This is a genomic window from Stenotrophomonas sp. YJH_SMC_19 (assembly GCF_059367915.1).
The window spans coordinates 1-13976 of sequence record NZ_JCAFRI010000020.1 but is presented as its reverse complement, the minus strand read 5'-3'; the positions used below and the strand labels follow the sequence as shown (position 1 = coordinate 13976).

Sequence of the window (13976 nt, the reverse complement as noted above, 5' to 3'; positions counted from 1 at the left end):
CTAAACGCGGATGAGACCAAAAACCCTACCTTCAATACTGCCACATCAGCACGAGTTCGAAGCCGAATTTACTGAAGAATGATTGGCACTGCCACGACGAGGCGTTGAGCGGGCTCGGACAGATCTCACCTCTTGGACCATCAGACTGAATCCGCACAAACTTCAAAAGAAGAACTTAATTGGACGCTGCGATTGGCCAATTCCATCTGATTTGAACCTACACTCTGTTCGAGAGCATTCAGAGGGAGTTGCAATGCAGTTCATCGTCGACGGGCCAGACATCCCAGAAGCACTTCTACAGGCACACGAAGAAGGACGAGTAGTCTTCTTCTGCGGCGCCGGAGTCTCCTACCCGTCAGGACTACCTGGTTTCAAAGGACTGGTTGAGCAAATCTATGCGTCGAATGGGACATCATTCACGGACATCGAGCGTGCCGCCTTCGATCATTCAAAGTTCGACGCGACTCTCGATCTACTTGAAAGGCGACTGCCTGGGCAGCGATTGGCGGTTCGGCGCGCCCTAGCGAAATCGTTGAGACCCAAGCTTCGTCGGAAGGGAGCAATTGACACCCAAGCAGCGCTTCTTCGGTTAGCACGAAGCCGGGATGGCGCGTTGCGGTTGGTGACTACCAACTTCGATCGAACCTTCCACGCGGCGGCGAAGCGCATGGGCCAACCATTTCCGGCCTATCCCGCTCCAATGCTGCCGATCCCTAAGAGCAGCCGCTGGGATGGGCTTGTCTTTCTGCATGGCCTGCTTCCGGAGAGTGAGGATGATGCAGCACTCCATCGACTAGTGGCCACCAGTGGTGACTTCGGCTTGGCTTACTTGACCGAACGCTGGGCCGCGCGGTTCGTCAGCGAACTTTTTCGCAACTATGTCGTTTGCTTCATTGGATACAGCATTGACGATCCGGTCCTCCGGTACATGATGGACGCATTAGCAGCAGATCGAATGCTCGGTGAGGTTACCCCGCAGGCGTGGGCGTTCGGAGATTGCGAAGCCGGGAAAGAGCATCTGAAGACTATTGAATGGGAAGCTAAGGGCGTTAGACCTATCCTCTACAGGGTTCAGCCTGCTACCCATGACCACTCTGCGTTGCACGACACAATCAGGACTTGGGCAGATGTCTATCGCGATGGAGTTCAAGGTAAAGAGGCCATTGTTGCGAAGCACGCCATGGCCCAACCTCAGGACAGCACGCTCCAGGACGATTTTGTTGGACGAATGCTGTGGGCTCTTTCAGACAAGTCAGGCCTCCCCGCGAAGCGCTTCGCGGAGTTCAATCCAGTTCCCCCGCTTGAGTGGCTCCTCGAGGCATTTTCCCATGAGCGATTCTTGCAGAGGGATCTAGCCCGCTTTGGCTTCTCCTCGGTTAAGGAGGAGGATGCAGAACTCAGATTCAGCTTGGTTCGTAGGCCTGCGCCTTATGATCACGCTCCTCCTATGACACTGGCGTCTTCTGGAAGTATGGCCAGCCGATGGGATGGATTGATGTTCCAGCTCGCACGCTGGCTTGTGCGTCATCTGGACGATCCACGATTGATCATATGGATTGCAGAGCGTGGCGGGCAGATGGATAGTCGCTGGATCTCTCTAGTCGACTCCGAACTTGAGCGTCTGGCCACACTGGAACGGGATGGCAAAGTCTCGGAGCTGGATCTTATTCGCCTGGACGCCCCAAAGGGTGTGCCCGATCCAAAGATGCGAACTCTTTGGAGAATCGTGCTCGGTGGCCGACTCAAGACCCCACTGTCAGGGGGGCTGCTATATCGTTGGATCAAGCGTCTTAGACGTGAGGGACTGAACACGTCTCTTCGGATGGAACTTCGTAGCCTTCTCAGCCCAAAGATCACACTAAGGCGTCCATTTGTTTGGGACGGCGAAGTGGCCGATGGTGCAGACGAGACAGTGCGAATTAAGCAGTTGGTTGACTGGGACCTTGTGCTTGCGGAGGACAATGTACATGCGGTCCTCCAGGATCAGTCTAAGGGTGAGTGGGAGAAGGCACTCCCGCTCCTGCATTCGGACCTACAGCAACTGCTCTGTGACGCGCTGGGCCTTCTTCGAGATCTAGGAGAGGCAGATGACCTTGTCGATAGATCCTACTGGGACCTTCCATCAATCACGCCCCATTGGCAGAACCGGTCCTTCCGAGACTGGGTTAGCCTGATTGAACTGCTACGCGACGCTTGGTTAGCAGTTCGAGCTACGGATGAGTCGAGATCCACGCTCATGGCTCAGGCATGGTTCGAGATCCCGTATCCCACATTCAAGCGGCTGGCATTGTTTGCGGCCAGCCAGGACAATTGCATCGAGCAGGAGCAGTGGGTCGATTGGCTGCTACTGGATGAGGGGCGGTGGCTGTGGTCGCAGTGCACCGCACGCGAAGTGCTGAGGCTTCTTGTTCTCCAGGGGAGAATTCTAGACAACGCGTCTCAAGCACGCTTGGAGAATGTCATCTTGGCAGGACCTCCCCGCGAGATGTATCGCGATGATCTGGAGTCCGAACGCTGGGATCGCCTGGTTGCTCGCGCAGTATGGATTCGTCTAGCGAAGCTGGAGTCCTCGGGCCTACATCTTGGTGTGTCTGCAGCAAGGCGCCTAGCGGAGATATCCATCGCGCATCCTGAGTTGAGATTGGACCCTAACGAGAAGGACGAATTCTCACACTGGATGAGCGGCACCGGAGATCCGGATTTCGAGGACGGCAGAGAGGTCGATGTCGCCCCTCGCACTCGCAAGGAGCTAGTTGAATGGCTTGAATCGCCGAGGCCTGCCCATAGACCGTTCTATGAGGACACTTGGCGGGATGTCTGCCGTACTCGCTTCTTCCATAGCCTTGCCGCGCTCTGCGACCTCGCTCACCAAGACGTCTGGCCCGCAGTTCGATGGCGCGAGGCGCTTCAGGTTTGGTCGGACGATTCAATGGCAGCCCGCTCCTGGCAGTACGCATCGCCTTTGGTACTGCTAATGCCTGATGAAGTTCTGTCCGAGATCGCACCTGCAGTAGCGTGGTGGATGGAGGCCACTTCAAGAAGCGGCGCGAATCGCGAGAACCTCCTATTGACTCTCGCCGGTCGAGTGCTTGCGCTTCCGATCCCCTTGAGTAGTGGCATGACAAGGAACGGCGAGCCAATCGATAACCCTGTCTCGGAGGCGATTAATCACCCCATTGGGCATGCCACGCGCGCCTTGCTCAATCTATGGTTCAAGAGGGCGCCCAACGATGGAGACCTACTTCCCCCTGAACTTAAGGCGGCATTTTCCGCCATATGCGATGTTGAAGTAGATCGATTCCGCCATGGCAGGGTGTTGCTCGCATCTAGACTCATCGCCCTGTATCGCGTAGACCGGGCGTGGACCGAAGCGACGCTACTACCGCTCTTCGATTGGTCCAACCCTGTCGAAGCGAAAGCAGCCTGGGAAGGATTTCTTTGGTCACCGCGACTGTACCAGCCATTGATGGTGGCATTGAAGTCGCAGTTCCTATTGACGGCCGGTCACTACGCCGACCTTGGTGAACACCGAGGACAGTTCTCTGCTTTCCTAACGCACTCAGCCCTAGGGCAATTGGAAGGCTACTCTCGGGACGACTTTAGATCTGCATTGGGCAAGCTTCCACAGGATGGACTGGAGAAGTCCGCACAATCGCTCTCCCAAGCACTGGAGGCCGCAGGCGATCAACGCGAAGACTTCTGGAGAAATCGAGTCCAACCCTTCTGGCAGGAGATTTGGCCAAAATCGCGCAATCTAGCTACACCCAGCATTGCTGCCTCCTTAGCTCGACTCGCCATCGCGGCCCGGGTTGAGTTCCCTTCCGCATTGAAGGCGGTACGTGACTGGCTTCAGCCGGTAGCGAATTCGGACTACATCGTCCATCTTCTACTAGAATCTGGCCTTTGTAGCCAGTCGCCAACTGAGGCTTTAGATTTGCTGGGTGCCGTTGTTGGATCCCAACAATGGGCGCCTCTAGGACTGAATGAATGCCTAGCTCAAGTAAGGGCCGCCGCTCCCGACCTAGAGCGAAACAACCAGTTTCATCGACTTGAGGAGCTGGTGCGAACGCGCTCCTAAGAGTTCTGGCGGGGCATCATTCGAAGCTTGCGAGATGCCCTATTACGAACTCGCTTTTCTCCTTCTCCCGCTCTCGATTCCAACCACCCTTGAGCCCGCCTCGCGCTGCTTCTTGATCTGTGACTTCAGCTCAGAAATCTCCTTCTTCAAGGCGGCGATCTTTGCATCTCGCTGCACCACCTCGATCGAGTACATGTTCTTGAACTGCGCAGAAATACCGTCGTACCTCTCTTTCCATCCCAGCCTTTGTGAGTAGGACTTTCGTCTGGCGGCCTTCACGCTCGTAGGAACGTCCACTCGAAGTTTCGTGAGCCAGGCCTGCACCTCGAGCTTTGTGGTGCCGGCATGCTTCTCTCCGTGCAGCGATACCGCTGTTACCTTTGCCCGCCGACACAGCTCTGCAACATTCAGCCGACCAGAGTTCCGTGGATACACTCCGTCGTTCTCCGATATCTCCCTGTCAATCTCGGCCATAGTTGATCGAAGGCGTGCAACGAACGCCTCCGTCCGCTCCTTTCCAAGCTCGGCAAGACTCTTCTTTTGTCTCATTTCAGAAGTACCACATTGGGTACGAGGCGCGTCAGCAAACTGCTCTTCGAGAAGTATTCGTCCACCTTCTTCCACCTGCCGAGCACGGACTTGATCTGCCCCCGGAACTGAGCAATGAGCATAACGTCATCATCCACGAAAGCGTGCTCTAGCAACTCAAGATTGTACTGAACTGTCTCGATGGCCTGAACAACGCTTCTGGACGCCTTATCCTCGTCGTCAGGGAGAATCAACTGATTCTCACATGCAGGATGACAGTAGTGTGGATTAGCCTGACCATGCCCCTTGTTGCAAAGGCCTCCATCGGTGAAGTTCGTACACACTATTCCTGGTGCGACAACTGCCCAAGAAGAGCCCTCAGCAGTCATCGCGCGGGCGAACTCCCTGATGTTCTGCGGATCAAGGGCGGACTTACCCAGCCGGCGCGCGAACAGCGCCACACGCCCCCGTAGCTTCTCTGCGCCGGCCCCCTGAACCTCATCAGCCTTATTGATCGCCTCCACTCCCTTTAGAATAAGCATCTCACGTACAACTTGCTGTACTTCGGAAAGAATTCCTGGATCCGAAAGTATGTAGCGCATGATTGTCATTTGTTCATCCCTGTGCCCAAAGACATCCATCAAAATCTTTGGCGCATGGACAAGCGCTAGAGCAACAATTCGAGCGAGGGTCTTTCGGAATCGATGCGGGTTCATACCACCATCGGTGAGCCAGCGCTCCAGGCCAAGTATCTCCACGAAGCTATTGAACACATGCGCAAGGCTCGGCACCTTATCTGGATATCTTGGGGAAACCCACAGGCCGTTCCCCTTTAGGCCGTGGTGCCGTCGAAAAATGTTCGCTAGGCGCTCTTGCTGCAGAATCGCTTGAATGGCAATTGACGGCGCTGGCGCTTCACTCTGCCTCCCTCCGGGATTCTCAAACTTCCAGGTTCTGAACTCGTAAACACTGGAACCACCTCGCTTGCCAAGCGAGCCGATCTGCATCGTTAGCAGTTCACCATGTCGGGGACCGCCAGAAAGAGCCACCGGAAAAGCGTGTGCACCCTGTAGAACCACTATCAGGCGCAAGGCCTGGGGTAACGTCCGAGGCGGCCATGCGACGGTTTTTCCACTTCGCCCGGATTTCATCGAAAATTGAAGCGGGGCATCCCTAAGCGGCTCCCCGTCAGGCCCCCGCCATTCCCATGACCGGATCACAGCATTGCTTACGCGAGCAGCTCGGCGACTGGGAGATGGCGAGGGACCGTCTTTCAGATCACGAGTAGTTTCAGTAGCGGCGAGTGCGGCCTCTACGGCATCCAACAAAGTAGGACCAACGACTTCGATCATCACCAGTGCCATCGAGCCTGCTTCAGAGACGAACTCATCTGAGTATGGCTGATGAGGTTTCGCTATGCTGACCGGGATTGTATGCTCAGGTTCACCCGTTCGATCTCGCGCAGCCTTCATTCCATGAACCGTTGGACGCATGGGCGCGGGGCCATCGGGAAGACACCCCAGTCGGTGGTAGTACTCAACCACCCCAAGGCAGTCAGAGTACTTCTGCGTCAGGCCAGCGCGTTCGACCAGGCTCCAGAGTCTCTTGGAGCTTGGACGTACATTTGTACGCTGGATCGCCCTCTTAAGATTGGCAATGAGCGTCCGGATCGTTGTGTATCTATACACCTTCCCGGTTTTGCCTGGAATTATCGCCATCGTGATCGCCAGCCTCATAAGCTCTCGAACTACGAAGGGTGAGTGCTTCCCCTTGCACGTCTTGCCCCTTCCAGAATAGAGCCTTAGATCGAGATCAGAGGTCCGTAGGCCAGACTGATGTTCGTCGTCAATACGAAGAACGCCCCAGTTGTCCCCCATTCCAACAAGCTTCTGAAGCTGCTTCAGCTTTGCCTCCGGCGCCAACCTCAGCTCATTCGGACTAATCGACAGTAGCGACACCTCCACGTCAGGAGCTAGGAGTTCATGGTTGCCTGCTACTAGAGACCGGTTGACCATTTTCATCAGTGCTGCCCTGCGAAGTAGATTGGCATGTGCTCACCGGAGGCTATCCTTGCCGCCCACTTATCAATGGCGAACTTCACTGCATCTGCTGGCCATTGAAGAACGGTTAGGCGAAGCCGCGCCAGGTCACTTGCATCTGATCCAGCATCGAACCGAACCATTCCTACGGAGGTCCGAACTGCCTCTAGCTCTGCCACACGCCGGCAGATGAAGTCCAGGCTGTCCGTGAACACAAAACAGTTGGGGCAGCCGCTGGAAGCACACCTATGCTGCTGGACGCATAGAGTGCATCCATCTCTCGGATTGCCTGGATCAATGACTGCTGGCGGGCTGTAAGGATCTGCACATCCGCTTCCGTCGTAGGTCTTATGACGGCGTGCTTGATTCAGCTTTTCGATCTCGGCTTCACTGACGTCCAACTTTGCGAGCTTCGCCCTCGTCAAGGCTACGTCGAACACACGATTGACCCGAAGCTGGGAGAACAAGTCATCAATCACTTCGGACACAAGCGAGAAGGATTCCTCAAAAGAAGATCTTCGGTAGCCATAGTGCCTAGTGGTCATGAGGTTCTTGTGACCAAGTAGTACCATCATTACCCAGTTCGAGTATTGAGAATCCTTGAAGATCGCAGCCGCGGCGACATCTCTGAACTGTCCAATTGACATGGTCTCGGAAGCTGTACGGGTGCCGTCATCGAGTTGCTCTATCAGAGAGGCGAGCCAGTTGTTTGCAGTTCGAGTTGTGCGGGGATTTACTACATACACCCCTTGTCGCCGTCCGCGCACTGTTACGCCCACCCATGGACTACGAGCGACAACGTCTGGGAGAGGGCACAGGCGCGGGTTTCTTTCGATATGGCCTCGAAGCCCTTCTGTCCGCTTCAGAAGAAGCTCAACTAACGAATGACAGCCCGTCGCATCGCCTACCCGTGACACAGTCCATTGCGCGGTCCCTTTGGCCCGGTCCTTAGGCGCATAGATCCATGCATGCTGCTCATCATAGACTGCCGTCCAGTCGCTCAAGTTCATGGATGCTGCGGTTGCGGGGTTCCAGGCGCTCCGCGCTACAAAGAGCAGGAAGAAAATTGAGACATCTGCGCTAGTAGGATAGGTTCCGGCAACCAGATCGTGCCAGCCGACCTCGCTTCCTGATCGTTCGTGGTCATCGGGGTAGTGCGCCCACCAGCTTGGGAGTCTTTTGATGCGCTTGCCGAAGATCGCCAACAACTGAGATCGCCGAGGCACTGGATTTCCCGTCAGCCTTATGAGCGCGCGATAGGTCGCGTGCGCATCCGCTTCCGTACATACGAAGTCGGGGGCATTCATGAACTCAGGATTCTCTCTGTACAACTCGATCAGATCGCGTCCTTGAGGAATGAGTCTGTCCGTTCTCCTCCACCGCTGTAGAACCTTCAGTGCCTCCGCTCGTAGCAGCCTAATGACGGCCAATCCGTGCTCTTCGGATGGGGTCTCGCGGCGATTCGAGGCTATCCTGAAAACTGGAAGTACTAGCTCTGGAAGTTCATGGTAGCTAATCGCGGTCTTTATAATCGCGCGGACGACGGCAGCTCTGCTGTCCATAGTGGCATCCCATGCACCCTCCGGACCCGGGCTTGTGTAGAGGGCAACGTGCCGGGATGTCAGATCGCGAAGTCTAACCACCCGTTTGAATGGAATTCCATTTGAGGCCATGTATCCCTCAAGTGCATCGAGGAATCTCCAGAAGGACACCAGTGCCCCCCTTCTTGCAGCTGCACCGTCTGATGCGATGCCTTCAATACTCGCGCTCAGCGTAGGCCATAGATCGCGCAGCAGCTCCGGCCTACCAGTGAATCCCCCCTTCCAGGAATGCCTGACTGCGGCAATGGGCGGGGCATCACTTGCACCAGTCGCCAGAATCGAGAAGTCATAGATCTTCCCCGTGCTAATGAGGTCCGGATGTGTACAGGGCACCACCCATTTCCCAGGCATTCCCCCTGTATCTTCACGCGCTCTCACGTCAATGCCTCGTCGATGATCGCATTCCAACGAATTGCTGGATGCCCTCGATCACGACCAATTTTGGCTACCGCAGCGCGCAAGTATTGCATCGTCGTGCGCTCATCAACGTGCCCCATAAGCGGACTGAGAAGCATCTTTACCTGTCCGGCCATGAGCCCATGCAACCAACCGAAGTCAGCACCACTCAGCTCTGAGTTGCCTGCGAGGGCCAACTGCGCCCGCGTCAGGGCGCAGATCTTCTCCACCGCAAAATGGTGCCTTCCTGTATGAGGGTGCCATCCTTTGGGACAATGCCGATCGGAAGTCCAAATCCGGCGAAGCATCTCATTGCTCACAGGTCGGTTCACACCTTCTCCAAGCCACAGACGATCTGTCCGCTTGGTGTGTTTCCTATCACCAATGTGATATCTCGTCAGCTGGGTCGGTCGAATCACCGAAATGTAGTGCCAGATCCTTTCGGCAAGATCTAGTGGCACAAATACCGTACGCCATCTTGTGCCAAGGTCTGACCCAGGACTGACCTTGCCTCCCTTAGTGCCATACTTGAGCACTAGCGGAACCTCACCAGCCAATATCCAGTCGGGTTGCCAGTTGGTTCTCTCGCTCGTTCTTTTTGCTGGAAAACAGGTGACCCGTAGTTGATTGGCTTCCGAGATCCTGAGGCCAGAACGGATGATCAGCTCGAAGATCAGAATTTTTACGGGCGCACGCACCGAAATCGACTTCAACCACATCTCAACCTCCCTGTCAGGAGGGAGGATGATCGGAGCTTCCGGCGCAGTTAGAGACCCGATCCGCACAGTCTTTGAGCGCAGTGTTCCGCTTTGCGAGCTTGTGGGCGATATGTAGGTGTATGCAACTTTTCTTACAGGTATCTGCATGGGCAGGCGATAGCCGCGCTCGCTGGCCCAGGTCAGAAATAGACACGCCTCATTGACGTAGAGGTTAACTGTAGCGGGATCCAACTGCCTCCCACTCGGGGAGCCGTCTCCACTCAGGAGTGCCGGCTGATACTGATGAAGGATATTCTCGTTGTAGGAAATTTCTCGCCAATCAGTGGCTTGGTCTATGCACCATTCGAGAAAAATAGAAAGCCTTGCGGCCATGTTTCTTCGCGAGCGCAAGGTTGGGATGGGCCCGTAAAAGAGCTCACTCTCAGCTTTTGCTTTTGATCGGTCGCGAGGAAGTTGCCATTCCCCGTTGCTGCGCTCATCGAGGTAGCGGTTGGCTTCAATTGGGTATGAGCCATCGTCACCGATCAGAATCGGTACATGCTGCAACTTAGGCGCGTGTGCAAAGGCTCCCTCAGGGGGCATAACCACTTGCATCGGATTGACTCCGAGCTGACCTGCAGCGGACGGTACGCCCGCTGTTCGCCAAGGTCAATAGGCCACTTAAGCCTTTGAAGGGGTTGAACTTACGTACTTCTCGCGGCGGATCTGCGGGTTGCCCAGGCCGGCGGCCTTCAGCAGCTCGGCACAGGCATCGACCATGTCCGGGTTGCCGCACAGGTAGGCGATGTCGGTGGCCGGGTCCGGCGTGAAGCCGGCCAGCGCCTGCTGCACGTAGCCGTGCTGTACGTCCGGGTGCGGATCAGCCGGGAGTTCACGCGACAGGCACGGAACATAACGGAAGTTCGGGTGCTTTTCGGCGAAGCTGTAAAAATCTTCGCTGTACAGCAGTTCGCCCGGGCTGCGCGCGCCCTGCAACAGCACGATCTGCACACCGCGTTCGGCCATGGCCTTTTCCAGCAGCGGCAGCATCGAGCGGTACGGGGTAACGCCGGTACCGGTGGCGATCAGCAGGTAACGGGCGTTGTGGTCACCGGGATTCAGGCAGAACCGGCCATAGGGGCCGGACGCACTGATCTGGCCGCCCTGCTCCAGTGCCTCGAACAGGGCCGTGGCGGCGCCACCGGGCACGAAACTGACGGCGATATCCACCGCCTCGCCTGGGCCCAGCGCGTGGTCGTGGATGGTCGCCAGCGAGTAGCTGCGCTTGGTTTCGGTGCCGTCGGCGTAGCTGAAATGGACCTGGATGAACTGGCCGGGCTGGAAATCCAGCGGCTGCCCATCGTCACGCACGAACTGGTAGTGGCCGACGGTCGGGGCCAGCATGCGGCAGCCGACCAGCTTGAGGGGGAATTGAACAGGCACGACTTTTCGGGACAGTGTGTAGCCGGGGCAAGCCCTCGGGGTCTTCTATAATAGCCCCTCCCCGCCCCTCTCCAGCGCCAGCCCATGGGCGCGAAGGCTTCGAGCTTGGCATCCCAGAACGATACGGCGCCCGCCCTGCGCGTGCGCGACCTGCGCAAGACCTACGACAACGGCACCCAGGCCCTGAAGGGGGTTTCCCTGGAAGTGGCCCCGGGCGACTTCTTCGCCCTGCTCGGCCCCAATGGCGCCGGCAAGTCGACCCTGATCGGCATCATCAGCTCCCTGGTCAACCTCAGCGAGGGCCAGGTGGAAGTGTTCGGCAGCGACCTGGTGCGCAACCGCAGCGCCACCATGCGCCTGATCGGGCTGGTGCCTCAGGAAATCAACTTCAACCTGTTCGAGAAGCCCTTCGACATCCTGGTGAACTACGCCGGCTTCTATGGCGTACCGCGCGAGGAAGCCGAGCAGCGCGCCGAAGAGGAACTGAAGCGCGCGCACCTGTGGGAAAAGGCACAGGTAATGAGCCGCACGCTGTCCGGCGGCATGAAGCGCCGGCTGATGATCGCCCGCGCGATGATGACCCGCCCGCGCCTGCTGATCCTGGACGAGCCGACCGCCGGCGTGGACATCGAGATCCGCCGCGACATGTGGCGCGTGCTGAAGGAGATCAATGCCGCAGGCACCACGATCATCCTTACCACGCACTACCTGGAAGAAGCCGAGTACCTGTGCCGCCACCTGGCGATCATCAACCATGGCCAGATCGTCGAGCAGGGGCCGATGCGCACCCTGCTGGCCAAGCTGGACGTGGAGGGCTTCCTGCTGGACATCGACGGTGACCTGCCGGCACAGCTGCCGGTGATCGAAGGTGCGACGCTGACCGCGCCGGACCCGCACACGCTGGACATCGACATGCCGCGCGCAATGGACCTCAACCGCGTGTTCGCCACGCTCAACGAGGCCGGTATCCGCGTGCGTTCGATGCGTACCAAGAGCAACCGCCTGGAGGAGCTGTTCGTGCGCCTCACCGGCAACCTGGAGAAGCCTGCATGAGCACCACCGAGCTGACCGACGGCCAGCGCAACCGCATCGCGCTGATGACCATCGTGCGCCGCGAAGTCGCCCGCATCATGCGCATCTGGGGCCAGACCCTGGTGCCGCCGGCGATCACCATGACCCTGTACTTCCTGATCTTCGGCAACCTGATCGGGTCGCGCGTGGGTGACATGGGCGGCTACACCTACATGCAGTTCATCGTGCCGGGCCTGGTGATGATGAGCGTGATCCAGAACAGCTACGGCAACATCAGTTCCTCGTTCTTTGGCGCCAAGTTCGGCCGCCACGTGGAAGAACTGCTGGTCAGCCCGATGCCGAACTGGGTGATCCTGTGGGGCTACGTGGCCGGCGCCGTGCTGCGCGGCCTGATGGTGGGCGTGATCGTGCTGATCATCGCGATGTTCTTCACCCCGGTGCGCATCCCGCACCCGCTGGTGATGCTGACCACGGTGATCCTGGGCGCGACGATCTTCTCGCTGGCCGGCTTCATCAACGCGGTGTATGCGAAGAAGTTCGATGACGTGGCGATCGTGCCGACCTTCATCCTGACCCCGCTGACCTACCTGGGTGGCGTGTTCTATTCGGTGAAGCTGCTGCCGGGCTGGGCCGAAGCGGCCACGCACGCCAACCCGATCTTCTACATGGTCAACGCGTTCCGCTATGGCCTGCTGGGCAGCAGCGATGTACCGCTGCCGGTGGCCTACGGCCTGATGATCGGTTTCGTGGTGGTGCTGACGGCGTTGGCGCTGTGGCTGCTGCGTCGCGGCGTGGGCATGCGCAGCTGAGTTTTGCCTGCAGGGCCTGCGGCCCTGCACCCGCCGAATCAACGGCAACGGCAACGGCAACGGCAAAAGCAACGGCAAAAGCTGACTATCCGGGGGATGTCGGGGTGGGTCCGGTTGCGGGGGACGCCGTGAATCCGTCCATGGAGGCTTGGCCGCGGCATCCATGCCGCGGACACCCCCGCAACCGGACCCACCCCGCCTTCGACAGATTGCCGCTGCTGTTGGTGGGTGTCGACCTTGGTCGACACGATGGATCCACGCCATGCGTGGATGGAGCGTTCACGGTAAGGCCGACGCCCGGATCTTTTCGTTCGGGATTGCGGCTAGGCTGTGGCGATGAAGATCACTTCCATTCCATTGGACAAGGCCGTGTCGGACGGCCCCATCGATGCCTTCAGCCATGCGTTGCTGGGCGATTCGCCCACGCTGGATGAGGTGCTGGAATACCTGGCCTCGCGGCACGCGGCTGATCCCCGGTATCGCTACCTGTGCACGCTCGATGATGTCGGCCAATGCCGCTACACCAGCATGCATGCGTCCGACGACGCGCGCATCGCGCTGTACGAGGACGAAGATCCGGAAACCCCCGAAGACGCATTGGCGGCACGCGAGCGGTTGCTGGCGCATGTGGTCGCGCAGCTCGAGCATTCCTCTCATCGGCTGGAATGGAGCGCGCTGGCGGGCACGCTGATGTGCAGCAACAAGGACGTCGAGGCCCTGGTCGCCGCCAATGCAACGCCGGACCTGATCGTCGACGAGGTGGTCTGCTTACAGCAGGTGCCGGTGGACCGCGATGACCTGCTGATTGCCGCCCTGCCCAACGGTTACTTCAGCGCGGACTGGGACATCTTCCAGAATCACGCCCTGATCCGGCACCTGCAGGAGCACCATGGCTACCGCTTGTTCGGACTCGGCGCATCGTGGCTCGGCTTCCAGCGCGACAGCGCGCCGTCGCCTGCACAGGCAAATGCGTTGGTCGCGGACCTGCAGCGCGTCTACGCGGCCGGAACGCATGACACGTGGTCAAAACTGGCTGCAACCCTGGCCACCCGCACCACACTGCTGTTGGGCTACACCGAAGACTTCAGCGAACAACTGCCCTGAGCACCGCTCTACACGAGCGAGCGCAGCGAGCGACCCGCCTCCGCTCCTGATCTGTTTTCCGTGGTGGCCGCACCCGGAAACTGTCAGGGGTCGTGTGCGATGGGCTCGCGGGGGTATCTGATCTGGCCCCCCGTCAGCGGACGCCAAGAAGCGATACTTTGATCGCACTTGGAGGTCCCTTATGTCCCGTATCACCCGCCGTAGCTACACCGATGAGTTCAAGCACCAAGCCGTGGAGTTGGCCGAGT

At 58.2% G+C, this 13976-nt stretch carries 9 protein-coding genes; 4 read left to right on the top strand and 5 right to left on the bottom strand.

The features are described from left to right. Positions 1-253: 253 nt before the first annotated feature. The gene (gene dsr1, locus AC5P5R_RS17485; protein ID WP_049403663.1) at positions 254-4078 is read left to right on the top strand and encodes an anti-phage defense-associated sirtuin Dsr1; all 3825 of its coding nucleotides are present in this window, start codon (positions 254-256) and stop codon (positions 4076-4078) included. Positions 4079-4120: 42 nt separating this feature from the next. Here dsr1 and AC5P5R_RS17480 read toward each other — a convergent pair whose 3' ends face one another. The 5 genes from AC5P5R_RS17480 to AC5P5R_RS17460 form a co-directional block, all read right to left on the bottom strand. Then, a complete protein-coding gene (locus AC5P5R_RS17480) occupies positions 4121-4627 on the bottom strand; it encodes a hypothetical protein (protein WP_049459868.1) in 507 nt (168 codons plus the stop codon). Continuing rightward, the gene (locus AC5P5R_RS17475) at positions 4624-6627 is read right to left on the bottom strand and encodes a site-specific integrase (protein ID WP_125899103.1); all 2004 of its coding nucleotides are present in this window, start codon (positions 6625-6627) and stop codon (positions 4624-4626) included. Before AC5P5R_RS17475 ends, AC5P5R_RS17480 begins: the two co-directional genes overlap by 4 nt. Then, the gene (locus tag AC5P5R_RS17470) at positions 6627-8624 is read right to left on the bottom strand and encodes a hypothetical protein (RefSeq protein ID WP_125899102.1); all 1998 of its coding nucleotides are present in this window, start codon (positions 8622-8624) and stop codon (positions 6627-6629) included. The genes AC5P5R_RS17475 and AC5P5R_RS17470 overlap by 1 nt, the downstream gene beginning before the upstream one ends. Beyond that, positions 8621-9955: a site-specific integrase gene (locus AC5P5R_RS17465; protein ID WP_125899101.1), complete on the bottom strand. Its 1335-nt coding sequence runs from the start codon at positions 9953-9955 to the stop codon at positions 8621-8623. Before AC5P5R_RS17465 ends, AC5P5R_RS17470 begins: the two co-directional genes overlap by 4 nt. Positions 9956-10021: 66 nt before the next feature. Further along, positions 10022-10783: a ferredoxin--NADP reductase gene (locus tag AC5P5R_RS17460; RefSeq protein ID WP_080353137.1), complete on the bottom strand. Its 762-nt coding sequence runs from the start codon at positions 10781-10783 to the stop codon at positions 10022-10024. Positions 10784-10867: 84 nt separating this feature from the next. Between AC5P5R_RS17460 and AC5P5R_RS17455 the strand changes: the two genes are divergently transcribed. The 3 genes from AC5P5R_RS17455 to AC5P5R_RS17445 all read left to right on the top strand — a co-directional run bounded on the left by AC5P5R_RS17455 (position 10868) and on the right by AC5P5R_RS17445 (position 13728). Beyond that, positions 10868-11836 (top strand): ABC transporter ATP-binding protein, encoded by a 969-nt coding sequence (locus tag AC5P5R_RS17455; protein WP_005411567.1) that lies wholly within the window; start codon positions 10868-10870, stop codon positions 11834-11836. Next, positions 11833-12624: an ABC transporter permease gene (locus AC5P5R_RS17450; RefSeq protein ID WP_005411568.1), complete on the top strand. Its 792-nt coding sequence runs from the start codon at positions 11833-11835 to the stop codon at positions 12622-12624. Before AC5P5R_RS17455 ends, AC5P5R_RS17450 begins: the two co-directional genes overlap by 4 nt. Before the next feature lie 336 nt (positions 12625-12960). Further along, positions 12961-13728: a hypothetical protein gene (locus tag AC5P5R_RS17445; protein ID WP_076739696.1), complete on the top strand. Its 768-nt coding sequence runs from the start codon at positions 12961-12963 to the stop codon at positions 13726-13728. The last annotated feature ends 248 nt before the right edge of the window (positions 13729-13976 follow it).

What these genes read in the sequence shown, in the direction of transcription:
- dsr1 (WP_049403663.1), top strand. Translation starts at nt 254, where the DNA reads ATGCAGTTCATCGTCGACGGGCCAGACATCCCAGAAGCACTTCTACAG.
- AC5P5R_RS17480 (WP_049459868.1), bottom strand. Translation starts at nt 4,627, where the DNA reads ATGAGACAAAAGAAGAGTCTTGCCGAGCTTGGAAAGGAGCGGACGGAG.
- AC5P5R_RS17475 (WP_125899103.1), bottom strand. Translation starts at nt 6,627, where the DNA reads ATGAAAATGGTCAACCGGTCTCTAGTAGCAGGCAACCATGAACTCCTA.
- AC5P5R_RS17465 (WP_125899101.1), bottom strand. Translation starts at nt 9,955, where the DNA reads ATGCAAGTGGTTATGCCCCCTGAGGGAGCCTTTGCACACGCGCCTAAG.
- AC5P5R_RS17455 (WP_005411567.1), top strand. Translation starts at nt 10,868, where the DNA reads ATGGGCGCGAAGGCTTCGAGCTTGGCATCCCAGAACGATACGGCGCCC.
- AC5P5R_RS17450 (WP_005411568.1), top strand. Translation starts at nt 11,833, where the DNA reads ATGAGCACCACCGAGCTGACCGACGGCCAGCGCAACCGCATCGCGCTG.
- AC5P5R_RS17445 (WP_076739696.1), top strand. Translation starts at nt 12,961, where the DNA reads ATGAAGATCACTTCCATTCCATTGGACAAGGCCGTGTCGGACGGCCCC.